Origin of the sequence: Streptomyces sp. NRRL F-2580 (assembly GCF_000720115.1) — a bacterium.
Lineage (GTDB): Bacteria > Actinomycetota > Actinomycetes > Streptomycetales > Streptomycetaceae > Streptomyces.
In genome coordinates this window covers 51,270-76,656 of record NZ_JOIR01000012.1, presented here as the reverse complement: position 1 = coordinate 76,656, position 25,387 = coordinate 51,270, and the positions used below count along the sequence as shown (strand labels likewise).

Here is a 25,387-nt window from a genome sequence, read left to right as displayed (position 1 = left end):
GGGTCACAGGGTCAGCTCCGAGCGGCGGCGGGGGTTCAGGCGCTCGCGCCAGGCGCCCGCGAGTCCGGCGATGGCCGGCGTCGGGACGATCAGGAGGAGGCCGGGGAAGAGGGTGGGCCACCAGTCGCCGGCGAGCAGCGAGCCGCGGGCGCTCTGCACGAGGCTGCCCAGGCTCGCCTGGTGGGCGGGGAGCCCCAGGCCCAGGAACGACAGGGCGGACTCGTGCCACATCGCGTGCGGGATCATCAGCACCGCGGCCAGGCCCGCCTGGGGCAGGACGCCCGGCACCAGGTGGCGTACGGCGACCCGCCGGCGCGAGGCGCCGCCGGAGACGGCCGCGTCCACGTAGGGGCGGCCGCGCAGGGACAGGACCTCCGCGCGGACGATGCGGGCCGTGGACAGCCAGTGGGTCACGGCCACGGAGACCACCACCGGCCACACGCCCGGTCGGAACATCGCCACGATGAAGATGCCGAGGAGCAGGTGCGGGATCGAGGACAGGGTGTCCACGGCCCGCATGACCATGCGGTCCGTCCAGCCGCCCAGGGCGCCCGCGGCCGCGCCCACCGCCGTACCGATCAGGGTGGCGACGAGGGCGGCCACCAGGCCGACGAGGAGGGAGACCCGCAGCCCGTAGACGCACCGCAGCAGCAGGTCGCGTCCGACGTCGTCGGTGCCGAAGGGATGCGCCCACGAGGGCGGCTGGAGCCTGGCCGACAAGTCGACCGCCTGCTGGTCCAGCTGCGCCAGTGGCGGAACGATCAGCACCGCCAGCACGATCACCGCCGTCACGAGCAACGACGTGCGCACGCGCAGGGTGCGGGTGGAGCGCCGGGTGCGCCCGGCCGGCCGCCACCCGACCTCGGCCGTGGAAGTCGCCGAGGTCACCGAGGTCACCGAGGTCACTGAGGTCACCGAGGTCACGGAGGTCACCGGGGTCGTCGAGGTCACCGGGGGCTCAGCCATCGAAGCCCACCCTCGGGTCGGCCAGCCCGTACAGCAGGTCGGACAGCAGGCTCCCGGCCAGCACCGCCGCCGTGGCCAGCACCGTGAGGGCGGCCAGCAGCGGGAAGTCCACCGAGGTGGCCGCCTGTACGGTCACCGCCGCGATGCCGGGCCAGCTGAAGACGGTCTCCACCAGCAGCGCACCGGTGATCAGCTCGGGTACGCGGGATCCGATCAGGGTCAGCATCGGCAGCATGCCGGAGCGGAGCCCGTGCCCGAGCAGGACGCTCCGCTCCGCGAGACCCCGCGCGCGGGCCCCGCGTACGGGGTCCTCCGCCAGCGCGTCGGCCACGCCCTGGCGGACGTACAGGAAGAACCACGGCAGTTGGGAGACGCCCAGCACCAGCGCGGGCAGGACCAGGTGCACGGCGACCTGCCCGAAGGTGACCGTGTCGCTGCCGGCGTCGGTCAGGCCGCCCGAGGGCAGCGCCCCGAGCCGGACCGAGAAGAACCAGATGGCCAGCAGGCCCAGCCAGAAGGCCGGGGCGGCCTCCAGGGTGTAGGCGAGCGAGGACACGAGCCGGTCCAGCGGGCCGCCCTGCCGACGGGCGGCCAGGACCCCGAGCACGGTGCCCGCCAGCACCGCCACGGCGAACGCGCACGCGGCGAGCAGCGCCGACCAGCCCACCCGCTCCCCGATGACGTCGGCGACGGGCTGGCGCATGACGGAGGAGGTGCCGAGGTCGCCGGTGACCGCCGAGCCGAGCCAGTCCCACCAGCGCGGGACCAGGGCCTGGTCGGCGCCGAGGTTGGCCCGGAGCTGGTCGAGTTCGGCCTGCGAGGCGGTGCGGCCCGCGGTGCCGGCGTAGGCCTTCACGGGGTCGAAGGGGGACAGCGCGGCGATGGCGAAGACGCCGAAGGTGACGGCGAGCAGGACCGGGGCGGCGAGGAGGGTCCGCCGCCCCGCCATGCGCGCCATCGGCCCCCAGGGGAGGGTCACTTGGCCCTCGGCTTCCAGTTCTCGACGTTCCACCAGGGGCCGGAGCCGAGGCCGTGGTCGTGCGGCTCGACCTGGGTGGTGAGCCCCTCCCAGCGGTCGTCCACGACGTACAGGTGGTCGATGTGGGTGAGGAAGACGTAGCCGGGGTCCTTGACGAGCTCGCGCTGCACGGTGTCGTACGCGGCCTTGCGCGCGGCCGGGTCGCCGCTCCTGCGGGCCTCGTCGAGGGCGCGGTCCACGGCCTGGTTGTCGTACCGGGCCATGTTGTTGAAGCCGTCGCCGCCGAGGGAGGAGGTGAGGAGCAGGTACTGGTCGAAGTCGGGGTCGGCCGGGGAGCCGCCGCCCGCGAGGACGGCGTCGGTCTTCATCCGCGGCTCGATGACCTCCCAGGTGCCGGCCTCCGTCTTGACCTCGATGCCGGCCTTCTTCGCGTCGGAGGCGAAGGCGAGTGCGTGGTCCTGGCGGATCTTGTCGCCGGAGGTGTACCAGAGCGGGAAGGAGGCGCGGACCCCGTCCTTGACGCGGATGCCGTCGTCGCCCGCCTTCCAGCCGGCCTCGTCGAGGATCCTCTTCGCCCGGTCGAGGTCGTGACGGCGCTCGGTGCCGGCCGTGAACCACGGGCTGTCGGTGGGCACCGGGCCGAAGGCGGGCCTGCCCGCGCCCTCCAGGAGCTCGTCGACCATGGTCGTGCGGTCCACGGCGATGTCCAGCGCCTGCCGGACCGCCACGTCGCCGGTGACCGGCTGGTGCGTCGGGAGGGTCACGTTGCGGTAGTCGAAGGTCTTGGCGGCGTACATCCCCCGGCTACCGCTGGGAGGTGCCCCCGGACGCGCGGGGTCCTTCTCGAAGCCCCGGGCGAGGTTGGGCGGCAGGATCGCCCCGTCCAGCTCGCCGGAGCGCAGCCGGGTGGCGCGCACGTCGTCGTCCTTGACGACGGTCATGGTGAACTTCTCCACCGCGGGTTCGCCGCCCCAGTAGCCGGGGTTGGCCTTGAAGCTGAGCTTCTCGCCCTTCGACCAGGCGGTGAGCACGTACGGGCCGGTGCCGACGGGCCTAAGACGAACCGGGGCGCATCGCCGGCGAGCGGCTGCAGGGGTCTTGCCGGGCTCCCGCTCTCCGTGCCATACATGTCTAGACCTTTACGGAGCGGAGGAAGGCACCCCCGTGCGACGCAGCGCCGCCCCCACGCTCGCCCTCTGCCTGGCCCTCACCGGTCTCACGGGCCTGACCGCCTGCACCGCGCCCGACACCCGGCCCCCGCCCGCCCCGGCCGGACTGACCGCGCAGGCCGGCAGCGCCACCACCGTGCACGTCATGTGGGACGCGGCGGCGGACCGGGACGGGGTGCGCGGCTACCGGGTCTTCGAAGGCGACCGGCTCGTCCGCGAACTCCCGGCCGAGAGGACGATGGTGGACGTCACCGGCCTCTCCCCGCAGACCGGTTACGCCTTCACGGTCCGGGCCGAGGACGCCGCCGGGAACCTCTCCGAGCCCGCCCCCGCCGCCCGCGCGACCACCCCGGCGGCCACGGCCGAGGACCGCGCGGCGCCCGCCGCCCCGGCCGCCGCCACCGGCCGCGCGACCGGCCCCCGGGCCGCCTGGGTGTCCTGGACTCCGGCGACGGACGACACGGGCGTGACGGCGTACGACGTCTACCAGGGCGGCGTCCGGATCCACACCGCCGGCCCCGGCGAGAGCGGCACCGCCCTGAGCGGCCTCCAGCCGGACACCGTCTACACCTTCACCGTCCGGGCCCGGGACGGGGCGGACAATTCCTCCCCCGACGGACCGGCCGTGGACGTGACGACCCCGCCCGCCTCCGGCGACGGGCCCGGAACGGCCCCCTCCGCGTTCGTCGCGGCCGCCTCACCGGGGGCGGTGACGCTCACCTGGACCGCCCCGGACACCGGCCGCGAGACCACCGAGTACGAGCTGTACGTCAACGGACGGGCCACGACCGTCATCCAGTTCGGTGCGGGCGCCGTGCCCAGCGGACGGGTGGAGCACCGGCTCACGGTGGCGGAGCCCACGGGCACCGAATGGGCCGTCAAACTGCGGGCCAGGCTGCCCGACGGCAACTGGGGCGCCTTCTCCGCGGAACGGCGGATCACCCTCGTGGCGTGAAATTGCGGCACCGATCCGGCCCGAACGGCACGGTCGGATAAGAAGATCACGCACAATACATCCGTGTTCGGTGAGTACTCGGTCAATGACAATCAGGCAGAATCCGCGGACGACGACCCCCCGCCGGGTTCCCGCACGCCGGGGAACCTGCCCCCGGAACCGGCGAGCTTCGTCGGCCGGGAACGCGAACTCCGGCTCCTCGGCGACCTGTTGCGGGAGCGACGGCTGATCACCCTCACCGGGGTGGGCGGCGTCGGCAAGTCCAGGCTCGCCCTGCGGGCCGTCGCCGATCCCCGCCAGTCCCGGCCCGACGGCGTCTGGTGGGTGGAGCTCTCGCCGCTGCGCGATCCCGGCCTGCTCACGGCGACCGTCGCGCACGCCGTCGGCCTCGCCGACCACTCCCCGCGCCCGCTCGACGAGGAGTTGTGCGGGTGGCTGGCCGACCAGCGGCTCCTCCTCGTGCTCGACACCTGCGAGCACCTGGTGACCGCCTGCCGCCACCTCGTCGGCGAACTCCTGCAGTCCGCACCGGGACTGACGGTCCTGATCACCTCCCGCGAGCCGCTCGGCTCCCCGGCCGAGGAGGTCGTCGAGGTCCGGCCGCTGCCCTGCGAGGGCCCCGACAGCGACGCCCTCGCCCTCTTCCGGGCCCGCGCCCTCGCCGCGGCCCCGCAGGCGGTGGCCGTCTTCACCGACCCCGTACGGACCGCGCTCGCGGCCGAGGTGTGCCGGCGCCTGGACGGCATCCCGCTGGCGCTGGAACTCGCCGGCGCCCGGCTGCGGTTGTGGACGCTGGAGCAGACAGCCGAGCGGATCGGCGAGCGCTTCGAGATGCTGTCCGACGCCCGCACCGCCCTGCCGGCCCGGCACCGGACGATGCGGACCACGATCGGCTGGAGCCACGAACTGTGCGAGCCGCTGGAGCGGTTGCTGTGGGCCCGGCTCTCGGTCTTCACCGGTGACTTCGACGTGGCCGCGGCCCGCGCCGTCTGCGCGGGGGGTCCGCTGCCCGCCGCGCGGGTCGAGCGGGTCCTGACGGGGCTGGCCGCCAAGTCGGTGGTCCTGCGCACCGATGAGCGGGGCGCGGGCGCCCGCTACCGGATGCTCGACACGATCCGCGAGTACGGGCAGGACTGGCTGGGTGAACTCGGCGAGGCGCGGCTCGTGAGCGATCGGCACGCCCACTGGTACGCCGCGCTCTGCCAGGCCGCCGACCGGGGCTGGCTCGGGCCGGGACAGGTGGACTGGTACCGCAGGATCACCGCCGAGCACGCGCAGCTGCGCACGGCCCTGGAACACCTGCTCACCGCCGACCCGACGGCGGCCCTGGAGATGGCCGGGGCGCTGTGGTTCCACTGGTTCGCCTGCGGACACGTGCACGAGGGCCGGGGCTTCCTGGAGCGGGCGCTGCGGGCCGCTCCGCCCACGGGGGCCGTGTACAACCAGGCCCAGTGGGCCCTCGGGCTCACGCTGCTGCTCCAGGGCGACATGGAGGCGGCCGGGCGCATCGCCGAGGAGTGCATGCGGGACGCGGCCCGGCTCGCGGACCCCGAGCGGGAGCTGCGCGCGGCCTATCTGCAGGCGGTGGCGGTCCTCATGCCGGGCGATCCCGTACGGGCGCTGGGGCTGGCGGGTCCGCGGGCCAGGGCGGGCCACGGCGGGCGGACGAGCGGTCCGGGCTGGCTGCTGTGCAAGCTGGCCACCGGCTACGCCCTGTGCGACCAGGGGCGGTTCGAGGAGGCGATCGACGAGGCAGGGTCCCTGCGGGAGGCGTGCGCGGAGCTCGGCGAGCGCTGGCTGCGGGCGTACGCGGACTACATCCTGGCGGTGGCCTCGCTGGGCCTGGGCGACCACGGGGAAGCGGCCCGGCACGTGCGGGCGATGCTCTCCGGCAAACGGCTGCTGGGCGACCGCTTCGGCATCGCGCTGGGCCTGGACCTGCTGGCCGCGGCGGTGGCCGGGCTGGGCGACGGGGAACTGGCGGCGCGGCTGCTGGGCACGGGGCACGCCTGGTGGCGCACGGTGGGCCGGCCGCAGATGGGCTCGCCCTCGCTCACGGCCCTGCGGGACCAGGGCGAGCGGCAGGCCCGGGCCGCGATCGGCGACGCCGCGTACGAGACGGCGTTCCTGGGCGGCGCGGCGGCGTCCACCGGCTGAGCAGCGGCCGGTGGACGCTGTGCGTACTGGATCGGCTTCGTCGGGGCTCCCGTCAGTACGGGAGGGGTCTGCCCGACGGTGTGCGCAGGTCCAGGTCTCGTGGGGCGGGCTTCGGGACGGGCTTGCGGATCAGCTGCTGGCGCATGCTGCCTCCTCGCTCAGACCAGGGCCGGGCGGCGGGGTTCCACCGTGCGGCTGTCGGGGAGCAGTTCACCGGTGTCGTCGAACATGACGACCCCGTTGCACAGCAGGCTCCAGCCCTGTTGGGGGTGGGAGGCCACGATGCGCGCGGCGTCGTGATCGGCGCTGTCGGCGGATGGGCAGGGTGGCTGGTGGGAGCACATGGCGCACCTCCTCGCAAAGTGGGGCGGGAGGGCCGGTGGTCACCCGGTCGATTCCGCGATCCACGGTGGCTGGTGAGTATTGCTGATCGCCACCCCCGGACGGAACCCATATTCGTCGTCCAGTTCAGGGTGTGTATGCCCGATTACCATGCGCTCATGCCCGGTATCCGGATCGTTCACCGTACGTCCCGGCCACCCGCCGAGACCTGGCGGCGGCTCACTGACTGGGAGCGCCACGGCGCGCAGGTCCCCCTCACGCGGACGATCATCTCCACGGCGCCCCCGACGCACGTCGGAACGATCTTCACCGCCCGCACAGGTGTGGGCAGGATCACTTTCGACGATCCCATGGAGGTCGTGGTCTGGCAGCCCCCGGCGGGCGGCTCGCCGGGACTCGTCCGGCTCGAGAAGCGCGGCCGGTCCGTGACGGGCTGGGCGGAGATCGAGATCCGGCCCCTCGCCGCGGGCGGCACGGAGGTCCACTGGCGTGAGGAACTGCGCGTGCGCGGCCTCCCCCGCGCGCTGGACCCCGTGGTCGCGGCCGCGGGCCGGCTGCTCTTCGGGCGGGCCCTCGCCCGGCTGCTGCGGACCTGAGGGCGCGGGCTAGGGTGCCGTGATCACCGCTCAGGTGATCACCGAGCGACCGAGGAGAATCACCGTGGCCACTCCGCCACCGCCGCAGCAGGGCGCCGGAGGCCCGTACAGCCCGGCGGGCCCCTACGTACCCCAGCAGCCGACCGGGGCCGGCGGCCCCGTGTTCACCGGACCGCAGCAGCCGTACGGTGCGTACGCCGCCCACCCGCAACCGGGCCGGTACGGCTGCACCCTGTGCGGGGCCTGGCCCGCCGCGCACGCGACCGTACGCGGCCACCAGGGCCTGATCGTGCTGATGCGGTTCCTGAGCCTGCGCGGGCCGTTCTGCCGCGACTGCGGACTCGCCACCTACCGCCGCATGTCCTCGGACACCCTGTGGCAGGGCTGGTGGAGCCCGCTGTCCTTCTTCGTCACGCCGGTGACCCTGCTGATGAACCTCGGCCCGCGGGCGGCCTTCCGCAAGCTCGCGCCCCCGGCGGGCGGCTTCCGCCCGGCCCTGGACCCGGGGAGGCCGCTGTGGCGCCGACCGCCGGCGCTGCTCTTCCTCGCGCCGGTGCTGCTCGTCTTCCTGGCCGTCCAGGCGCTGCTCGTGATCGGCCTGGTGGTCGAGGGCCCGGAGAAGCTCTCCGTGGGGCAGTGCGTACGCAACGAGGGCAGCTGGACCGACCAGGACCTGGAGGTCGTGTCCTGCGGCTCGCCCCGGGCCCAGTACAAGGTCACCGCCGTGCTGGACACGCCCGGCGCGCACTGCGCACCGCTGGACTACCTCGCCGATCCGAAGTACGGCCCCGACGAGTTCACCAGCGCCTGCCTCACGTCGCTGCGCTGAGACCCGGGCCGGGGGGTGTGGGACCTGGGTCCCACACCCCCGCCGAGGCCTTGCGCCCGGCGCCTAGCGGATCGGCATGCCGGAGATCGTCCGGGCGATCACCAGCCGCTGGATCTCGCTGGTGCCCTCGAAGATGGTGTAGATCGCGCTGTCCCGGTGCATGCGCTCCACCGGGTACTCGCGGGTGAAGCCGTTGCCGCCGAGGATCTGGACCGCCTGCGCGGTGACCTTCTTGGCGACCTCGCTCGCGAACAGCTTCGACATCGAGCCCTCGGCCGAGTCGAACGGCCGGCCCGCGACCGCCATCCAGGAGGCCCGCCACACGAGTAGCCGGGCCGCGTCGATCTGCGTCCGCATGTCGGCGAGCTGGAAGGCCACGCCCTGGTTGTCGATGATCGGGCGGCCGAACTGCGTGCGGGTCTTCGCGTAGTCGAGGGCGACCTCGTACGCCGCGCGCGCGGTGCCCACGGCCATCGCGCCGACCGCCGGCCGGGAGGCCTCGAAGGTGGCCATGGCCGCGTTCTTCACGCGCTCCCCGCCACCGCTGCGGGCGCGCTCGTGGGCCCGCGCGAGGCGCTCGTCCAGCTTCTCCTTGCCGCCGAGCAGGCAGGAGCCGGGGATCCGTACGTCCTCCAGCACCACCTCGGCGGTGTGCGAGGCGCGGATGCCGTGCTTCTTGAACTTCTGGCCCTGGGACAGTCCGGGGGTGTTCGGCGGCACGATGAAGGAGGCGTGCCCCTTGGTCCCGAGCTCGGGATCGACGACCGCGACGACGATGTGGACGTTGGCGATGCCGCCGTTGGTCGCCCAGGTCTTGGTGCCGTTGAGCACCCACTCGTCCTTGGCCTGGTCGTAGACCGCACGGGTGCGCATCGAGCCGACGTCGGAGCCGGCGTCGGGCTCGGAGGAGCAGAAGGCGGCGACCTTCACGTCGTCCGGGGTGCCGTACATCTGCGGGATCCAGGTGCCGATCTGCTCCTCGGTGCCGTTGGCGACGACGCCGATGGCCGCGAGTCCGGTGCCGACGATGGACAGGGCGATGCCCGCGTCCCCCCAGAAGAGCTCCTCCATCGCCATCGGGATGCCGAGGCCCGTCGGGTCGAAGAACTGCTGGGCGTAGAAGTCCAGCGAGTAGATGCCGACCTTCGCGGCCTCCTGGATGACGGGCCAGGGAGTCTCTTCGCGCTCGTCCCATTCGGCGGCCGCGGGGCGCATCACATCGGCGGCGAAGCCGTGGATCCAGTCCCGTACCTGCTTCTGGTCGTCGTTCAGCTCCATGGTGAACTCCGCCATGTCCCCTCCACCTGTCTGTACTCGTCCCTGCGGAGGTTACTAGCGGTAACCACCACGAAGGCCACAGTCTGTTACCGGCGAGTAAGGCCTGTCAAGCACGGAAGATTCCGACAGCGGCGGCCGCCGATTCGATCCTCGGGGTGCACCGGGTGTTACGTTGCGTGGGCGTCACGCACATCGCAAGGGCGGGGAGAGAAACACGTCATGGAGACCACTCAGCAGGCCGGCGAACCGGGAGCGGCCGAGCGCCGCCGGCGGGAGCTGCTCGAAGCCGCGGACCGGGTCGTGCTCAGGGACGGCCCCAAGGCCTCCATGAACGCCATCGCGGCCGAGGCCGGCATCACCAAGCCCATCCTGTACCGGCACTTCGGGGACAAGGCGGGCCTGTACCAGGCACTCGCCGTACGGCACACCGACGGCCTGCTCGACTCGCTGCGGGCCGCGCTCGACGCACCCGCCTCCACCCGGCGCCACCGGGTGGAGGCGACCCTCGACACGTACCTGGCCGCCATCGAGGCCCGCCCGCAGGTCTACCGCTTCCTCATGCACCCGGCCGAGGACTCCCACAGCGCGGAGCGCGGCTTCGACGTGGGCCTGCACTCGGCGCCGCTGCTGCGCAGGCTCGGCGAGGAACTGGCCGGGGTGATCGGCGAGCGGGTGGACCTCGGCCCCGGCGGCGAACGCCTGGCCCGGGTCTGGGGCCACGGCATCGTCGGCATGATGCACGCCGCCGGCGACTGGTGGCTCGGCGAACGCCCCTGCGAGCGCGCGGAGCTCGTCGCCGGCCTCACCGACCTCCTCTGGGGCCGCCTCTCCACCGCCGGCAACCGCGTGGACGGCCCGGGCTTCTGACGAACCCGTCAGCGCCTCCTCCGGTTCGCCCGAGGGAACGTCAGGCTGCGCCAGGCCAATCCCGCCTCACCAGGGCCCCTTTGGGCCTCGGCCGAGCAGATTCAGCCTCGCCGGCGTTTGAGGCGCGGGTCCGGGCGGAGCCCGGTGCCCGGCGGAGCCGGGTTTCTCCCCCAGCTACCGCTGAGAGGTGCCCCCAGGGGCTCCGCCCCAGACCCCGCTCCTCAAACGCCGGAGGGGCTGGGTTTGGCCCGGCGCAGCCGGAAAGGGGGCGCGCTGAGGCTGGGCCCGCAGGGCCGAGGTCGGCCCGGCGCAGCCGAGGAAGGGCTAGTCGCGTGGTGGGGCCGGGGCCCAGGGGGCCTTGCGGATGGCGCGCCGCAGGCGACGGGCCCGCAGGCCGGTCACGCGGTCCGCGTACACGGTCCCGTCGAGGTGGTCGCACTCGTGCTGCAGACAGCGCGCGAAGAAGCCCGTACCAACGATCCGCACGGGCGCCCCGCCCGAGGTGACCCCCTCGACGACCGCCCGGTCGAAGCGCGCCGTCCCCGCCTCCAGCCCCGGCAGGGACAGGCAGCCCTCGGGCCCGAGGAACTCGTCCCCGTCGGCCTCGACCAGCCTCGGGTTGACGATGTGCCCGACGTGGCGGACGTCCTCGTCGTCGGGGCAGTCGTAGACGAAGACCCGCTGTCCGACGCCGATCTGGTTCGCGGCGAGGCCGACGCCCTCCGCGGCGTACATCGTCGCGAACATGTCCTCGATGAGCCGGTCGAGCTCCGGGCCGAATTCGGTGACCTCCGCGCAGGCCGAGTGGAGCACCGGAGCACCCAGCAGGCTCATGGTGCGGACGAGTCCGGTGGTACCGGGAATGGGGCGCTGTCGCATGGCCGTAAGCGTACGACGGGCGACTATATGAGGAGATCCGCGGCGGGGCGGGGGCGCCGCGGTCAAGGCTCCGGCCTGTACTGGATAGGCTGGGGCCGACCGACGCAAGGAGGACAAGGGACGATGGCAGGCAACACGGAGCCGCTTTCGCCGCGGGCCAAGCTGGCCGTGACGGCGGGCAAGGCCGCGGCGGCGGTGTCGCGGGCCGCGGGACGCGGAAGCGGATCGGTGATCGGTGGCAAGGTCGCACTCAAACTCGACCCCGATCTTCTCGGCGCGCTGGCGCAACACCTCGACGTCGTCCTCGTCTCCGCGACGAACGGCAAGACCACGACGACCCGGCTGATCGCGGAGGCCCTGCGGGCCAGCGGTCCGGTCGTCTCCAACGCCCTCGGCGCCAACATGCCGGCCGGCATCACCTCGGCCCTGGCGGGCGGCTCGGACGCCAAGTACGGCGTCATCGAGGTCGACGAGAAGTACCTGGCCGGAGTGGCCCGGGACGTCACCCCCAAGGTGATCGCCCTGCTCAACCTCTCCCGCGACCAGCTGGACCGCGCCGCCGAGACCCGCATGCTCGCGGAGAAGTGGCGCGAGGGCCTCCAGGGCTCGAAGGCGGTCATCGTCGCGAACTGCGACGACCCGCTGATCGTGTGGTCCGCCTCCTCCTCGCAGAACGTGGTGTGGGTCGCGGCCGGCCAGGAATGGAAGGACGACGCCTGGTCGTGCCCCTCCTGCGGCGGTGTCATGCAGCGCCCGGGCGACGACTGGTTCTGCGGCGAGTGCGGCTTCCGCCGCCCGAACCCGACCTGGGTGCTCTCCGGGGACCACGTGCTGGACCCGCACGGCTCGGCCTGGCCGATCCACCTCCAGCTGCCCGGCCGCGCCAACAAGGCCAACGCCGCCACCTCGGCCGCCGTGGCCGCCGTCTTCGGCGTGCCGCCGCAGGTCGCGCTGGAGCGGATGTACCAGGTGCAGGCCGTCGCCGGCCGCTACGACGTGGTGAACTTCCAGGGCCGTGAGCTGCGGCTGCTGCTCGCGAAGAACCCGGCGGGCTGGCTCGAAACGTTTTCGCTGATCGACCCGCCGCCGACCCCGGTGATCCTCTCCGTGAACGCGCGCGGCGCCGACGGCACGGACACCTCCTGGCTGTGGGACGTGGACTACCCGCGCCTGGCCGGCCACCCGATCTTCGTGATCGGCGACCGCAAGCTGGACCTCGCGGTCCGCCTGGAGGTCGCGGGCCTGGACTTCCGGGTGTGCGAGACCCTCGACGAGGCCGTGCAGCTCGCGCCGCCCGGCCAGATCGAGCTGATCGCCAACTACACCGCCTTCCAGGACGTCCGCCGCCGCGTCGGCAACTAGGCCCGTCAGAAACGCAGAGGACAAGAGCATGAGCGACAACAGCCTGCGTCTGGTGTGGGTCTACCCCGACCTGCTCAGCACGTACGGAGACCAGGGCAACGCCCTCGTCGTGGAGCGCCGGGCCCGCCAGCGCGGCCTGGACGTGCAGCGCGTGGACGTGCGCAGCGACCAGCCCATCCCCACCTCGGGCGACATCTACCTGATCGGCGGCGGCGAGGACCGCCCGCAGCGCCTCGCCGCGGAGCGCCTGCTGCGCGACGGCGGCCTGGAGCGCGCCGTCTCGAACGGGGCGATCGTCTTCTCCGTGTGCGCCGGGTACCAGATCCTCGGCAAGGAGTTCGTCAACGACCAGGGCCAGCGCCAGGAGGGCCTCGGCCTGCTGGACGTCGTCACCCTGCGCGGTGAGGGCGAGCGGTGCGTCGGCGACGTCCTCGCCGACATCGACCCGCGCCTGGGTCTGCCGCAGCTGACGGGGTTCGAGAACCACCAGGGCGTCACGCACCTCGGCCCGACGGCCAAGCCGTTCGCCCGGGTCACGATGGGCCGCGGCAACGGCAACGGCGACGGCACCGAAGGCGCGTACAACGACACGGTGTTCGGCACCTACATGCACGGCCCCGTGATGGCCCGCAACCCGCAGATCGCGGACCTGCTGCTGAAGCTGGCCCTCGACGTGAACGCGCTGCCGGCCATAGACGACCGGTGGTACGAGGCGCTGCGCGCAGAGCGCATCGCGGCGGCGACGCAGCCCGCGTAGCACCCTCGCGGACCGCTCATCGGGGCGGCCCCCGCATCATGTGTTCGGCCCGGTTTTCCCTAGGGAGAACCGGGCCGATGTCGTTTTGTACGACGATCACGACCAGCATGTGGAGGATGGTTCAGCCCACTGCTCCACCGCTTGTAGGGTGGCCGTAGTTCCAACCGGACGACGTGGTCCGGTCGTCGGCCCACGTTGCAAAGGTCTCTCCCTGCCATGCGCATTGGTGTGCTCACTTCCGGTGGCGACTGCCCCGGCCTCAACGCCGTCATCCGCTCCGTCGTGCACCGCGCCGTCGTCGACCACGGCGACGAGGTGATCGGCTTCCTCGACGGCTGGAAGGGTCTGCTGGAGGCGGACTACCGCAAGCTGGACCTCGATGCCGTCGCCGGCATCCTGGCCCGCGGCGGCACCATCCTCGGCTCTTCCCGGGTCCAGCCCGCGCACCTGCGCGACGGCGTGGAGCGTGCTCGCGGGCACGTCGCCGACCTCGGCCTCGACGCGATCATCCCGATCGGCGGCGAGGGCACCCTGAAGGCCGCGAACCTGCTGTCGCAGGCCGGTCTGCCGATCGTCGGCGTCCCGAAGACCATCGACAACGACATCGCCTCCACCGACGTCACCTTCGGCTTCGACACCGCCGTCGGTGTGGCCACGGAGGCCCTGGACCGCCTGAAGACCACTGCCGAGTCCCACCAGCGCGTGATGGTCGTGGAGGTCATGGGCCGCCACACCGGGTGGATCGCCCTGCACTCGGGCATGGCGGCCGGCGCGCACGCGATCGTCGTGCCGGAGCGTCCCTTCGACATCGAGGAGCTGACGGCGATCGTCGGCGAGCGCTTCTCCGCGGGCAAGCGCTTCGCGATCGTCGTGGTCGCCGAGGGCGCCAAGCCGCGCCCCGGGTCGATGGACCTGGAGGAGGGCGGCGTCGACATGTACGGCCACGAGCGGTTCGCCGGCATCGGCAACCGGCTCGCCGTGGAGCTGGAGCACCGCCTGGGCAAGGAGGCCCGGCCGGTGATCCTGGGCCACGTCCAGCGCGGCGGCACGCCCACCGCGTACGACCGGGTCCTCGCCACTCGCTTCGGCTGGCACGCCGTGGAGGCCGCGCACCGCGGCGAGTTCGGCATGCTGACCGCGCTGCGCGGCACGGATATCGAGATGGTGCCGCTCGCCGAGGCGACCTCGACCCTCAAGACGGTGCCGGCCGACCGGTACGACGAGGCCCAGACGGTTCTGTAACCGTATGCCCGTTACGGCCGCCCCCGCGCGCAGGAGCGTACGGGGGCGGCACTACTGTGGTGGGGCGCCACAGTCAAGGGAGTGAAGAGATGGATCACAGCGGGCACGGCATGGACATGAACATGGACCTGCCGCCCTTCACTCTCGGACGCGGGCTGGAGTTCTCCTTCGACGCGTTCTTCCTGATCGGCTCGCTGGCGGGACTCGCCCTGTACGGGTGGGGAGTGCTGCGGCTGCGCCGGCGCGGCGACGCCTGGCCGCCGGGCCGGACGACCGCCTTCACCGCGGGCGTGCTGACCGTGGTCCTGGTGATGTGCACCAAGCTGAACGACTACGGCATGGTCATGTTCAGCGTGCACATGGTCCAGCACATGGTGATCAGCATGATCACCCCGATCCTGCTGCTGCTGGGCGCCCCGGTGACCCTGGCGCTGCGCGCGCTGCCGCCCGCCGCACGCGGCCACAAGGGCCCGCGCGAGCTGCTGCTGGCGCTGCTGCACAGCCGGTACATGCGGGTGATCACCCACCCCGCCTTCACCATCCCCATGTTCATCGCGAGCCTCTACGCCCTGTACTTCACCCCGCTCTTCGACTTCCTGATGGAGAGCCGCACCGGGCACATCGCGATGATGGTCCACTTCCTCGCCGTCGGCCTCATCTTCTTCTGGCCGATTATGGGCATCGACCCGGGTCCGCACCGTCCGGGCTACGTGATGCGGATGCTGGAGCTCTTCGCCGGCATGCCCTTCCACGCGTTCTTCGGCATCGCCCTGATGATGGCGAGCGAGCCGATGATCAGGACGTACGCGAACCCGCCGGCCTCCCTCGACATCGACCCGCTGCTCGACCAGCAGTGGGGCGGCGGGATCGCCTGGGCCTTCAGCGAGATCCCCTCGGTGCTGGTCCTGATCGCCCTCGTCTACCAGTGGTACCGCTCCGAGCAGCGGGCGGCGAAGCGCTCCGACCGGGCCGAGGACCGTAACGGCGACAAGGAGCTGGAGGCGTACAACTCGTATCTCGCCTCGCTCCAAGCGCGTGGCCAGTAGCGGATCCGCCCTCTCGCGCGCGACCATGGGGCATGACCGGATCCGTTAAGGCGATGGCCGTCATGACCTTCGCCGCACTGGTGGCCGTCGCCACGTACTCCGTGGCCCTCGGCAGCAACGGCTGGCTGTGGTTCGGCTGGGTGGTGCTGGGGCTGCTGACCGCCGGGATGGCCGCCTCGCGCAATGTCTGAGGTTGGTTCCCACCGCCCCCTCCAGCCCGTGGCTCACCGTCCGTAAACTGGCGGTGACAACGGGATATCGACGGGAGCGGCCTGGTGTTCTACCACTTGCTCAAGCACGTGCTGATCGGTCCTCTGCTGAGGCTGCTGTTCCGGCCCCGGATCGAGGGCCTGGAGAACATCCCGGCGGAGGGTGCCGCGATCGTCGCGGGCAACCACCTGTCCTTCTCCGACCACTTCCTGATGCCCGCGATCCTCAAGCGGCGGATCACCTTCCTCGCGAAGGCCGAGTACTTCACCGGCCCCGGCATCAAGGGCCGGCTCACCGCCGCCTTCTTCCGCAGCGCCGGGCAGATCCCGGTGGACCGCTCCGGCAAGAACGCCGGACAGGCGGCGCTGCGCGAGGGGCTGGCGGTGCTGGCCAAGGACGAGCTGCTCGGCATCTACCCGGAGGGGACGCGCTCGCACGACGGGCGGCTCTACAAGGGGAAGGTGGGCGTGGCCGCGATGGCCCTGGGCGCCGGGGTGCCCGTGATCCCCTGCGCGATGGTCGGCACCTTCGAGATCCAGCCGCCCGGGCAGAAGATCCCGAACATCCGGCGGGTGACGATCCGCTTCGGCCGGCCGCTGGACTTCTCCCGGTACGCCGGCATGGAGGGCGAGCGGGCGATCCTGCGGGCGGTCACCGACGAGATCATGTACGCCATCCTCGAACTGTCCGGCCAGGAGTACGTCGACCGGTACGCGGCCGAGGTGAAGGCCGAGGAGGAGGCGGAGCGCAAGAAGGACCAACGGAAGAAGGCCCGGCGCTCCGCGCGCTGAGCCTCCTCCCGTACGGCCGGTCCGGTCTAGCGGACGGCCGGCAGCTCCTCACGGGCGGGCCATGCGCTGCCCGTTCCGTGGTCGAGCGACAGCGCGGCGGCCTGGGCCGGGGCGACGGGCGTGGCGTGCGGGGCGCACGTCACGTCCTGCGCGTCGACCTTGCCGGTCAGCAGGTAGGTGTCCACCCGCGTGTTGATGCAGGGGTTCAGCAGGCTGGTGACACCGTGCGAACCGGCGTTCTGCTCGGTGATCAGACGCGAGCCGGCGAGGCGGCGGTGCAGCTCGACCGCGCCCTTGTACGGCGTGGCCGCGTCCCGCTCGGACTGGACGATCAGGATCGGCGGCACGCGCTTGGCGCCGACCGCGATCGGGGTGCTCTGCTTGGCCTTCCAGGTCGCGCAGGGCAGGTTCATCCAGGCGTTCGACCAGGTCAGGAACGGGTACTTCTCGTGGAGCTTGGAGTTGTCCCGGTCCCACTTGGCCCAGCTGGTGGGCCACTTGGCGTCGGCGCACTCGACCGCGGTGTAGACGGCGTTGCCGTTCTCCGAGGCCGCGTTGCCCTTGGTGTCCGTCATGTCCGGGGCGATGGCGTCGACGAGCGCCTGCTCGTCACCGGCGACGTAGGCGGCCCAGGTCTGGGCGACGGGCACCCAGGACGAGTCGTAGTACGGGGCGCCCTGGAAGAAGCCGATGAGCTCGGCCGGTCCGACGATCCCGCCGATCGGATTGGCCTTCGCCTTGTTGCGCAGCTCCTGCCACTTGGCCTCGACCTTGGCGCGGGTGTCGCCGAGGTGGAAGACCCCGTCGTTCTTGGCGACCCAGTCCTGCCAGTCGTTCCAGCGCATCTGGAAGGCGACGTCCTGGCCGAGGTTGGCCTCATACCAGATGTTGTCCTGCGAGGGGTCGACCACGCTGTCCACGATCATCCGGCGCACGTGGGTCGGGAAGAGGCTCGCGTAGACCCCGCCGAGGTAGGTGCCGTAGGAGACGCCGAGGAAGTTCAGCCTCGCCTCGCCGAGGGCGGCGCGGATCACGTCCATGTCGCGCGCGCTGTTCGGCGTGGTCATGTGCGGCAGCATCTCGCCGCTGCGCTCCTTGCAGCCGTCCGCGTACTCGGCGGCGAGCTTGCGCTGGGCGAGCTTGTCGGCCTCGCTGTCCGGGACCGGGTCGGCCTTGGGGGCCTTCACGAACTCCTGCGGGTCGATGCAGGAGATGGGCGCGGAGTGGCCGACACCACGGGGGTCGAAGCCGACGAAGTCGTACGCCTTGGAGGCGTTGACCCACAGCGGGCTCTTGGTGGTGACCCGGCGCGGGAAGCGCATGCCGGAGCCGCCGGGGCCGCCGGGGTTGTAGACGAGCGCGCCCTGGCGCTCCTGCTGGGTGCCGGTGCTGCCGATCCGGTCGACGGCGATCTCGATGGTCTTGCCGTACGGCTTCGCGTAGTCGAGCGGGACCTTCACCCAGCCGCACTGGATGGGCTTCTCCAGGCCCCAGTCCGCGGGGCAGTCCTTCCAGTCGATCCCGGTACGGGCGGCGCGGGCGGCGGCGATCTGGACCCCCAGCACCTCCGGCAGCTTGGGGCCGTTGTCGGTCGGGGCCGCGGCGGCCGGCGGGGCCAGCAGCAGGCTCGCCGCCAGTGTGCCGGTGATCAGTGTGGCGGCGCTCCCCAGCGTCGCGTTGCGTATCACGTGGTTGTTCCCCCTGCGTCAGGTGCCGCCGTGGGCGGCCGGGTTGGTCGGGTGCGGTCGTCGGCGTGCAGGGGGATCCTGTCGTCTGATCCGGGACCGGCGACAGAGCTCGATCGACTTCTTTGCCAACCCGATAACCGGAAAGGCGTGTACCGCTGAGCGGTGCCTGATTCGTCCCCCGTTCACAAGTGGTAGGTACGGCAGGCCGCGTCGAGCACCTCGCGCAGCCGCAGGGCGTCCGGCGCCAGGGCCGTCACGAGGACCGCGGGACCGGCCAGCGGCGTCACCACCGCGCACTCCCCCAGCACCCGGGCCGCGGGCGGGTCCTCGGCGAAGTCGGGGTCCACGACGAGGAGCTGGCCGAGTGCCCGGTGCCCGGCCAGGCCCGCCGGGCCGTCCCAGCCGCCGGGCGCACCGGGGCCGCAGGCGAGTTCCTGGTCCAGCAGCGGACGGCCGCCGCGGGTGACGGTGAGCCGGCTGCTCAGCAGGCCCGGGTCCTCCCCCGCGCGTCCGAGCACCTGCTCCTCGCGCAGCAGCAGCCGGGCGGTGGGGGCCAGCGCGACCCGGGTGCGCACCCGCAGTTCGCTGCCGCGCACCGAGACCAGCGGCTCAGGCAGCCAGCGCACCGACGCCCCGTCCTCCAGGGTCAGGCGTACGTCGTACCGCGCGGGTTCGCCGCCCCGGCCGGGCAGTGCCAGGGTGGCCGCGGCCGAGGCGAGGGCGAGGCGCGCGCCGGGCCCGGCGGCGGCCTCGACGGTGAGGTGGTCCCCGCCCAGCGGCGCGCTCATCGCGCCGACCAGCATGACCCGGGCCTCGGCCCCGGACCCGCGGGTGCGGCGCAGCGCGAGCGGCCCCTCGCCGGCCAGCAGCGGCAGGGCGGTGCCGCCCCGCCCGTCGGCGACGGCGTGGATGCGGGCGGTGGCCCGCAGGCCCGAAGCGGGCACGGGGACGGGCACGGGCACGGAGTGCGGGGGGACCCGGGGCGGGGAAAGGGGAGGCGCGCTGGTCACCGTACGGTCCAGGCGGCGATCCGCTCGCGCACCCAGGCGGCCACCGGGGCCACCCCTTCGGGTCCGCGCAGCGACTGGAAGGCGACGGGCAGTTCACCGCGCTGCTCGGCGGCGTCGCGGGCCATCCGACCGAGGTCGGAGCCGACGTACGGGGCGAGGTCGGTCTTGTTGACGACGAGGAGGTCGGCGGTGGTGACGCCGGGGCCGCCCTTGCGGGGGATGTCGTCCCCGCCGGCGACGTCGATGACGAAGATCTGGGCGTCGACGAGGCCGCGGGAGAAGGTGGCGGTGAGGTTGTCCCCGCCGGATTCGACGAGGATCAGGTCGAGCGGGCCGCTCTCCCGGAAGGTGTCCTCCAGTTCCTCGACCGCCTCCAGGTTGGCGGAGATGTCGTCGCGGATGGCGGTGTGCGGGCAGGCGCCGGTCTCGACGGCGGTGATCCGCTCGGGCGGCAGGACGGCCTCGCGGAGCAGGAACTCGGCGTCCTCGCGGGTGTAGATGTCGTTGGTGACGACGGCCATGGACAGTTCGGTGCGCAGCGCGCGGCACAGGGCCGCCACGGTGGCGGTCTTGCCGGAGCCGACGGGTCCGCCGAGGCCGATGCGCAGGGCGCGCCGGGTGCCGTCGGCGCGGAGCGGGGCGGCGCTGTGGGTGTGCCGGTGGGGGTAGGTCACGGCGTGGTCGAGGTGCATGGGGGGTGTCTCCTTCGGGGGTCAGGAAGCGAACAGGCGTACCGGCCAGTCGGCATGGATCTCCGCCGAGATGTCCAGCAGCGGCGAGGAGGAGGCGGGCAGCACCTCCGGCCCTTCGGCGCGGGCGCGCAGTGCGGCCCCGGCCGCTCGGGCGCTGACCGCGTCGAGTTCGGGGGCGAGCCGGGCCAGGACCCCGCTCGCCTCGAAGGGGTCCAGACCGAGCAGCCGTACGGTCGCGGTCGCGGGCCCGCCGACGCTCTCGTACGCCGCCACGTGCGCGGCATCGAGCGGCCCGAGCCCGGCCGCCCGGGCGGTGACGCCGAGCACCACGGGCTGGTGGGCGCCGCGCGGGAAGGCGGCGGCCAGGGCTTCCAGTTCGGGCGCGGGCCAGGTGGCCCGGGCGGCGCGCAGCAGCTGCCGCCCGAGCCTGCGGGCCGCGGTGCGCAGGGCGGGTGAGGGGGTGCGGGCGTCGGCGGCGGCGTCGAGTTCCGCCGGGTCGAGCCCGAGGGCCGCGGCCGCCGCCAGCGCTGCCGCGGTGAGTCCGGCGGTGTGCAGCCGGCCCCGGCAGAACTCCTCCAGGGTGGCCGCGTCGTGGATCCGGCCCGCCTTGCAGGCGGCCTCGGCCCCGCCGGAGTGGGCGTGCCCCCCGGCCGGGAAGCGGCCGTCCGCGAGGACGAGCAGGGCGGCGAGGCTCATGACAGGAGGCCTCTCATCGGGCTGCGCTCCATCAGAAGAGGAAGTACCGCTGGGCCATGGGAAGTTCCGCCGCGGGTGCCGGTTCGACGACCTCCCCGTCGATGGTGACCGTGAAGGTGTCGGCGTCGACCTCGACCCTCGGCATGGTGTCGTTGTTGCGCATGTCGGCCTTGCCCACCTTTCGGGTGCTCTCGATGGCGGTGAACTGCTTGCCGAGTCCGAGGCGTTCGGGCAGTCCGTGGTCGAGGGCGGCCTGTGCGGTGAAGTTCAGCGAGTTCAGGGCGGGGGCGCGCCCGTGGCTGCCGAACATCGGGCGGGGCAGGACGGGCTGCGGGGTGGGGATGGAGGCGTTGGCGTCGCCCATCTGCGCGTAGGCGATCTGGCCGCCCTTGATGACGAGTTCGGGCTTGACGCCGAAGAAGGCCGGGTTCCACAGGACCAGGTCGGCGAGTTTGCCGGTCTCGACCGAGCCGATCTCACGGGCGAGCCCCTGGGCCACGGCGGGGTTGATCGTGTACTTCGCGACGTAGCGGCGGGCCCGCTGGTTGTCGGCGGGTCCGTCGCCGGGGAGGAAGCCGCGCCGCTTCTTCATCACGTGGGCGGTCTGCCAGGTGCGCAGCACGACCTCGCCGACCCGGCCCATGGCCTGGGAGTCGGAGGAGATGATGGAGATGGCCCCGAGGTCGTGCAGGACGTCCTCGGCGGCGATGGTCGAGGGCCGGATGCGCGATTCGGCGAAGGCGAGGTCCTCGGGGACGGCCGGGTTGAGGTGGTGGCAGACCATCAGCATGTCGAGGTGTTCCTCGACGGTGTTGACGGTGTGCGGCCGGGTGGGGTTGGTGGAGCTCGGCAGGATGTTGGGCTCGGAGACGACGGTGATGATGTCGGGGGCGTGCCCGCCGCCCGCGCCTTCGGTGTGGTACGAGTGGATGGTCCGTCCCGCGATGGCGGCGAGGGTGTCGTCGACGAATCCCGCCTCGTTGAGGGTGTCGGTGTGGATGGCGACCTGGGCGCCGGTCTCGTCGCAGACGCTGAGGCAGGCGTCGATGACGGCCGGGGTGGACCCCCAGTCCTCGTGGATCTTGAATCCGAGGGCGCCGCCGCGCAGTTGGGAGTGCATGGCCTCGCGGGACATGGTGTTGCCCTTGCCGAGGAGGCCGATGTTGACCGGGTAGGCCTCCAGTGCCGCGAACATCCGGGCCAGGTGCCAGGGTCCGGGCGTGACGGTGGTGGCCTTGGTGCCTTCGGCCGGTCCGGTGCCCCCGCCGACGAGGGTGGTGATCCCGGAGGCCAGCGCCTCCTCGATGACCGTCGGGGAGATGAAGTGCACGTGGGCGTCGATGGCGCCGGCGGTGACGATCTTCCCGTTGCCCGCGATGATCTCGGTCTCGGGGCCGATGACGAGTGCCGGGTCGACCCCGTCCATGGTGTCGGGGTTGCCGGCCTTGCCGATGCCGCAGATCCGGCCGTCGCGGATGCCGAGGTCGGCCTTGACGATGCCCCAGTGGTCGAGGACGACGACGCCGGTGATCACGGTGTCGGGGGCGCCCTCCGCCCGGGTGGTGCGGGCCTGCCCCATGGATTCGCGGATCACCTTGCCGCCTCCGAAGACGGCCTCGTCCCCGGCCCGGCCGGGGCCGCCGCTGCGGTCCTCCTCGATCTCGACGAAGAGATCGGTGTCGGCGAGCCGGATCCGGTCTCCGGCGGTCGGCCCGAAGAGGTCGGCGTACACTTGGCGGGAGATCTCAGCCATCGAGCGGCCCTCCGGTCTCCCCGCGCAGTCCCGGCACGGTGCGCAGGCCGCCCAGCGGTACGAGTTCCACCGCGACCGGGATGCCCGGCTCGAAGCGGACGGCGGTACCGGCGGCGATGTCGAGGCGGAGCCCGCGGGCGGCGGCGCGGTCGAAGTCGAGGCCGGGATTGGCCTCGGCGAAGTGGTAGTGGGAGCCGACCTGGACCGGGCGGTCGGCGGCGTTGAGCACGGTGAGGCGGGTGACGGGGCGGCCCTCGTTGAGGCGCACCGGGCCGTCCCCGTAGGCGATCTCGCCGGGGATCATGCGGGCACTCCTCTTCAGACGATGGGGTCGTGGACGGTGACGAGCTTGGTGCCGTCCGGGAAGGTCGCCTCGACCTGGACGTCGTGGATCATCTCGGGGATCCCCTCCATGACGTCCTCGCGGCGCAGGACGGTGCGGCCGGAGGCCATCAGCTCGGCCACGGTCCGCCCGTCACGGGCCCCTTCGAGGATGTGCGACGTGATCAGCGCGATCGCCTCGGGGTGGTTGAGGCGGACCCCGCGCACCCTTCGCTTCTCGGCCACGTCCGCAGCCACGTGGATGAGCAGTCTCTCCTGCTCGTGCGGTGTCAGATGCACTCGTCATCACCAAGTTTCCGGGACAAGATCAACAGCACGCCGGGGCGACCCTAGCCGCCTTCAACACTTTGTTGACCTGCACATATCCGAGCCAAGCATGTCTTGCCCAACGCAGGAGAAGGCTTTCCGTCCCGACCACCGCCGCTTTACCGGATCATGGGTGATCATTGGCGGTCGAACGTGGCCGCCACGCTAGGGCCCGCGCTTTTCCGCTGCGTTAACCCACGTTTCGGGCAGGCACCCGGTTCAACTCCGCTGCCCCAAGAACCCGGTTCCGTATACGGCTCCGCGTACGGCTCCGCATACGGAATCCCCAGCGAGGAGACACATGTTCGTCAACCCCGTCCGGCACATCACCTTCGACGCCCTCGACCCCTACCGGGTCGCCGAGTTCTGGTCCGCGGTGACCGGCTTCCCCATCCACCCCGACGACGTGGAGGGGGACGACGAGATCCTGCTGGAGCCGGGGCGGCCCGGGGTGCCCGGACTGCTGTTCATCCGGGTGCCGGACGCCAAGTCCGTCAAGAACCGGGTCCACTTGGACATCGAGCCGCCCACCGGCACCCGGGACGAGACCGTCGAGCGGCTGATCGGGCTCGGCGCGAAGCTCGTGGACGACCGCCGCGACGAGGACGGCGTCATGGGCTGGGTCGTGCTCGCCGACCCCGAGGGCAACGAGCTGTGCATCGAGCGCAGCGCGGTGGAACGCGGCACCGCCTGAGCCCGGTCAGCAGCCGGTCGCGCTCCGCGCCGCCGTCGGCGCTCCGACGGCCCAGGGCAGCGCGATCCACACCGTCTTGCCCCCTTCCTCGGTCGGCGTGACCGAGAGCCGGCCGCCGGCCTCCGCGGCGAGCCAGCGAATGATGACCATGCCCCGGCCGTTGTCCTGCTGGACGGCGGCCGGGAGCCGCTTGGGCCAGCGCGGGTGGCTGTCGGTCACCCCGACGCGCAGCCACTCCTGACGCTCCAGCCGGAGGTCGACGGTGAAGGTGGGCGACTGGCCGAAAGTATGCTGTACGGCGTTGGTGGCGAGCTCCGAGACGATCAGCCGGACGCTGTCCGCGGTCTCGGCGCCCTCGGGGAGTCCCCATTCGCTCAGCACGTCCGCCACGTAGCGGCGGGCGGCGGCGACCGAGGCGGGATCGCTCGGCAGAGTGACGGATGCTTCCTGGTGGTCTGCCATGGCGACGGTCCCTTTCCCACCGGGGCGGAACCGCCCCGGATCTGTGCTGGACGCCAGAGTGCCACCCATCGTGCCGTTACACCTGCCGTTCCCCCAAGATCTGCATATATCTGTCGCTCGATGCGGTGAACTCTGCTACGGAAGAGCGTATTTGGACGGCAGACTGGTGCGAGCTGTGCCGGTGGAAGGGAGGCGGGTGTGCAGCACGGTCCCGCGGTGCGTCGGCGCAAGCTCGGCGAGGAACTGCGTGCCCTGCGTGACCGGTCCGGACTCACCAGTGGTGAGGCCGCCCGGATCATGGGATGGCACCAGTCGAAAATCAGCCGCATCGAGACAGGCCGCAGCGGTGTGAAGCCGGAGGACATCCGGCTTCTCCTCGACGTCTACGGGGAGGTCGTGAGCCCGGAGCAACGCGCCCTGCTGGAGGCCCTGTCGGCCTCGGCCGCCGGCCCCGGTCCGGCCGGTGACACCGGGCGGGGCCGCCAGTGGTGGCACGACTACCGGGGGCTGCTGCCGCAGGAGTACCGGGACTTCATCAGCCTGGAGGCGGGCGCCCGGTCGGCCCGCACCGTGGAACTGTCCGTGGTGCCCGGACTGCTGCAGACCTCCGGGTACGCGCGGGCGGTGACCCGGGCCGCGCTGGGCGGGCTGCCGGAACCGAAGGTGGACGCGCTGGTCGACGTACGGCTGGCCCGGCAGTCGGTGCTGCGGGCGGATCCGCCGCTGGAGCTGAGCGCGGTCCTGGACGAGGCGGTGCTGCGCCGGCAGATCGGCGGGCCCGGGGTGATGGCCGAGCAGTTGCGGCACTTGGCGGAGGTGGCCCGGCTGCCCCAAGTGTGCCTGCAGGTCCTTCCGTTCAGCGTCGGCGGCCATCTCGGCCTCACAGGACCGTTCGTGATTTTTTCATTTCCGGACATCGCCGATCTGGATGTGGTGGTACTCGACCATTTGACGAGTAGCCTCTATCTGGAGCGGAAGGAAGACCTAGAGGCGTACAGCGCCGCGTTCCGCAGCATCCAGGAACACGCCCTCCCGCCCCAGGACTCGTCGGATCTCATCAGCAGCCTTGCTGACGACGCGTAAGGAGGCACCCCCGTGTCCGCAACCCCCTTATCCAGCGGCGGACTTCTGATCAGCGCACGGTGGCGGCGGAGCAGCCGCAGCACCGGAATGAACAACTGCGTGGAAGCGGCCGCCCTCGGCGGCGGCCTGCTCGCCGTCCGCGACTCCAAGCGGGCGGACGGCCCGGCCGTGCTCTTCACCGGGCCGGCCTGGGACGGCTTCCTCGCCTCCGTACGGGCGGACGTGCCCGCGTAGCT

At 72.4% G+C, this 25,387-nt stretch carries 27 protein-coding genes and 1 pseudogene; 14 read left to right on the top strand and 14 right to left on the bottom strand.

Annotation, left to right across the window (positions count from 1 at the left end; all coding sequences use genetic code 11):
* Nucleotides 1–3 precede the first annotated feature (3 nt).
* The 3 genes and pseudogenes from IF88_RS0115910 to IF88_RS0115900 all read right to left on the bottom strand — a co-directional run.
* Nucleotides 4–966, bottom strand: coding sequence for an ABC transporter permease (locus IF88_RS0115910; RefSeq protein ID WP_078892915.1), 963 nt, complete (start codon nt 964–966; stop codon nt 4–6).
* Nucleotides 959–1,924: an ABC transporter permease gene (locus IF88_RS0115905; protein WP_030711582.1), complete on the bottom strand. Its 966-nt coding sequence runs from the start codon at nt 1,922–1,924 to the stop codon at nt 959–961. Before IF88_RS0115905 ends, IF88_RS0115910 begins: the two co-directional genes overlap by 8 nt.
* A 17-nt stretch (nt 1,925–1,941) precedes the next feature.
* Nucleotides 1,942–3,012: pseudogene (locus tag IF88_RS0115900) on the bottom strand (ABC transporter substrate-binding protein); the annotation flags it as partial.
* A 97-nt stretch (nt 3,013–3,109) separates the two neighbouring features.
* Here IF88_RS0115900 and IF88_RS0115895 point away from each other — a divergent pair.
* Nucleotides 3,110–4,069, top strand: coding sequence for a fibronectin type III domain-containing protein (locus IF88_RS0115895; protein ID WP_037806044.1), 960 nt, complete (start codon nt 3,110–3,112; stop codon nt 4,067–4,069).
* Nucleotides 4,070–4,132: 63 nt separating this feature from the next.
* A complete protein-coding gene (locus tag IF88_RS0115890) occupies nt 4,133–6,226 on the top strand; it encodes an ATP-binding protein (protein ID WP_078892913.1) in 2,094 nt (697 codons plus the stop codon).
* 158 nt (nt 6,227–6,384) lie between these two features.
* On the opposite strand, the gene IF88_RS0115885 is transcribed toward IF88_RS0115890, so the two are convergent.
* Nucleotides 6,385–6,570: a DUF5999 family protein gene (locus IF88_RS0115885; protein WP_030711571.1), complete on the bottom strand. Its 186-nt coding sequence runs from the start codon at nt 6,568–6,570 to the stop codon at nt 6,385–6,387.
* Between the two features lie 156 nt (nt 6,571–6,726).
* On the opposite strand from IF88_RS0115885, the gene IF88_RS0115880 reads away from it, so the two are divergent.
* Nucleotides 6,727–7,164, top strand: coding sequence for an SRPBCC family protein (locus tag IF88_RS0115880; RefSeq protein ID WP_030711568.1), 438 nt, complete (start codon nt 6,727–6,729; stop codon nt 7,162–7,164).
* Between the two features lie 64 nt (nt 7,165–7,228).
* Complete coding sequence (locus tag IF88_RS40355) at nt 7,229–7,993, top strand: LppU/SCO3897 family protein (RefSeq protein ID WP_037806042.1); 765 nt, start codon at nt 7,229–7,231, stop codon at nt 7,991–7,993.
* A 63-nt stretch (nt 7,994–8,056) separates the two neighbouring features.
* Here IF88_RS40355 and IF88_RS0115870 read toward each other — a convergent pair whose 3' ends face one another.
* Nucleotides 8,057–9,286, bottom strand: a complete 1,230-nt coding sequence (locus tag IF88_RS0115870; protein WP_030711563.1) for an acyl-CoA dehydrogenase family protein — start codon at nt 9,284–9,286, stop codon at nt 8,057–8,059.
* A gap of 204 nt (nt 9,287–9,490) precedes the next feature.
* Here IF88_RS0115870 and IF88_RS0115865 point away from each other — a divergent pair, with 204 nt between their 5' ends.
* The gene (locus tag IF88_RS0115865) at nt 9,491–10,138 is read left to right on the top strand and encodes a TetR family transcriptional regulator (protein WP_030711560.1); all 648 of its coding nucleotides are present in this window, start codon (nt 9,491–9,493) and stop codon (nt 10,136–10,138) included.
* Between the two features lie 324 nt (nt 10,139–10,462).
* Here IF88_RS0115865 and def read toward each other — a convergent pair whose 3' ends face one another.
* Nucleotides 10,463–11,017: a peptide deformylase gene (gene def, locus IF88_RS0115860; RefSeq protein WP_030711557.1), complete on the bottom strand. Its 555-nt coding sequence runs from the start codon at nt 11,015–11,017 to the stop codon at nt 10,463–10,465.
* 123 nt (nt 11,018–11,140) lie between these two features.
* On the opposite strand from def, the gene IF88_RS0115855 reads away from it, so the two are divergent.
* The 6 genes from IF88_RS0115855 to IF88_RS0115830 all read left to right on the top strand — a co-directional run bounded on the left by IF88_RS0115855 (nt 11,141) and on the right by IF88_RS0115830 (nt 16,425).
* Nucleotides 11,141–12,379, top strand: a complete 1,239-nt coding sequence (locus IF88_RS0115855; RefSeq protein WP_030711554.1) for a MurT ligase domain-containing protein — start codon at nt 11,141–11,143, stop codon at nt 12,377–12,379.
* A 28-nt stretch (nt 12,380–12,407) separates the two neighbouring features.
* On the top strand, nt 12,408–13,136 hold the full coding sequence (locus tag IF88_RS0115850; RefSeq protein WP_030711552.1) for a type 1 glutamine amidotransferase: 729 nt from the start codon (nt 12,408–12,410) through the stop codon (nt 13,134–13,136).
* Between the two features lie 216 nt (nt 13,137–13,352).
* The gene (locus tag IF88_RS0115845) at nt 13,353–14,378 is read left to right on the top strand and encodes a 6-phosphofructokinase (protein WP_030711550.1); all 1,026 of its coding nucleotides are present in this window, start codon (nt 13,353–13,355) and stop codon (nt 14,376–14,378) included.
* Nucleotides 14,379–14,467: 89 nt separating this feature from the next.
* A complete protein-coding gene (locus IF88_RS0115840; protein WP_030711547.1) occupies nt 14,468–15,424 on the top strand; it encodes a cytochrome c oxidase assembly protein in 957 nt (318 codons plus the stop codon).
* A 32-nt stretch (nt 15,425–15,456) separates the two neighbouring features.
* Nucleotides 15,457–15,615, top strand: a complete 159-nt coding sequence (locus tag IF88_RS47255; RefSeq protein ID WP_030711544.1) for a hypothetical protein — start codon at nt 15,457–15,459, stop codon at nt 15,613–15,615.
* Nucleotides 15,616–15,699: 84 nt separating this feature from the next.
* Nucleotides 15,700–16,425, top strand: coding sequence for a lysophospholipid acyltransferase family protein (locus tag IF88_RS0115830; protein WP_030711540.1), 726 nt, complete (start codon nt 15,700–15,702; stop codon nt 16,423–16,425).
* A gap of 26 nt (nt 16,426–16,451) precedes the next feature.
* Here the strand turns inward: IF88_RS0115830 and IF88_RS0115825 are convergent, their stop codons facing one another.
* The 7 genes from IF88_RS0115825 to IF88_RS0115795 all read right to left on the bottom strand — a co-directional run bounded on the left by IF88_RS0115825 (nt 16,452) and on the right by IF88_RS0115795 (nt 22,885).
* Nucleotides 16,452–18,113, bottom strand: coding sequence for an alpha/beta hydrolase (locus tag IF88_RS0115825; protein ID WP_078892912.1), 1,662 nt, complete (start codon nt 18,111–18,113; stop codon nt 16,452–16,454).
* A 182-nt stretch (nt 18,114–18,295) separates the two neighbouring features.
* A complete protein-coding gene (locus IF88_RS0115820) occupies nt 18,296–19,069 on the bottom strand; it encodes an urease accessory protein UreD (RefSeq protein WP_234323547.1) in 774 nt (257 codons plus the stop codon).
* 50 nt (nt 19,070–19,119) lie between these two features.
* On the bottom strand, nt 19,120–19,815 hold the full coding sequence (ureG, locus tag IF88_RS0115815) for an urease accessory protein UreG (protein WP_030711531.1): 696 nt from the start codon (nt 19,813–19,815) through the stop codon (nt 19,120–19,122).
* Between the two features lie 21 nt (nt 19,816–19,836).
* A complete protein-coding gene (locus IF88_RS0115810) occupies nt 19,837–20,511 on the bottom strand; it encodes an urease accessory protein UreF (RefSeq protein WP_030711528.1) in 675 nt (224 codons plus the stop codon).
* Nucleotides 20,512–20,542: 31 nt separating this feature from the next.
* Entirely contained in the window at nt 20,543–22,264 is a 1,722-nt protein-coding gene (locus tag IF88_RS0115805; protein WP_030711525.1) for an urease subunit alpha, read from the bottom strand.
* The gene (locus tag IF88_RS0115800) at nt 22,257–22,568 is read right to left on the bottom strand and encodes an urease subunit beta (RefSeq protein WP_030711524.1); all 312 of its coding nucleotides are present in this window, start codon (nt 22,566–22,568) and stop codon (nt 22,257–22,259) included. Before IF88_RS0115800 ends, IF88_RS0115805 begins: the two co-directional genes overlap by 8 nt.
* A gap of 14 nt (nt 22,569–22,582) precedes the next feature.
* The gene (locus tag IF88_RS0115795) at nt 22,583–22,885 is read right to left on the bottom strand and encodes an urease subunit gamma (protein WP_030711521.1); all 303 of its coding nucleotides are present in this window, start codon (nt 22,883–22,885) and stop codon (nt 22,583–22,585) included.
* A 328-nt stretch (nt 22,886–23,213) separates the two neighbouring features.
* Here IF88_RS0115795 and IF88_RS0115790 point away from each other — a divergent pair, with 328 nt between their 5' ends.
* Complete coding sequence (locus IF88_RS0115790) at nt 23,214–23,606, top strand: VOC family protein (RefSeq protein WP_030711518.1); 393 nt, start codon at nt 23,214–23,216, stop codon at nt 23,604–23,606.
* Nucleotides 23,607–23,612: 6 nt separating this feature from the next.
* On the opposite strand, the gene IF88_RS0115785 is transcribed toward IF88_RS0115790, so the two are convergent.
* Entirely contained in the window at nt 23,613–24,068 is a 456-nt protein-coding gene (locus IF88_RS0115785; protein ID WP_030711516.1) for an ATP-binding protein, read from the bottom strand.
* Nucleotides 24,069–24,266: 198 nt separating this feature from the next.
* On the opposite strand from IF88_RS0115785, the gene IF88_RS0115780 reads away from it, so the two are divergent.
* On the top strand, nt 24,267–25,151 hold the full coding sequence (locus tag IF88_RS0115780) for a helix-turn-helix domain-containing protein (protein ID WP_030711513.1): 885 nt from the start codon (nt 24,267–24,269) through the stop codon (nt 25,149–25,151).
* Between the two features lie 12 nt (nt 25,152–25,163).
* Nucleotides 25,164–25,385 (top strand): DUF397 domain-containing protein, encoded by a 222-nt coding sequence (locus tag IF88_RS0115775; RefSeq protein ID WP_030711511.1) that lies wholly within the window; start codon nt 25,164–25,166, stop codon nt 25,383–25,385.
* Nucleotides 25,386–25,387 lie beyond the last annotated feature (2 nt).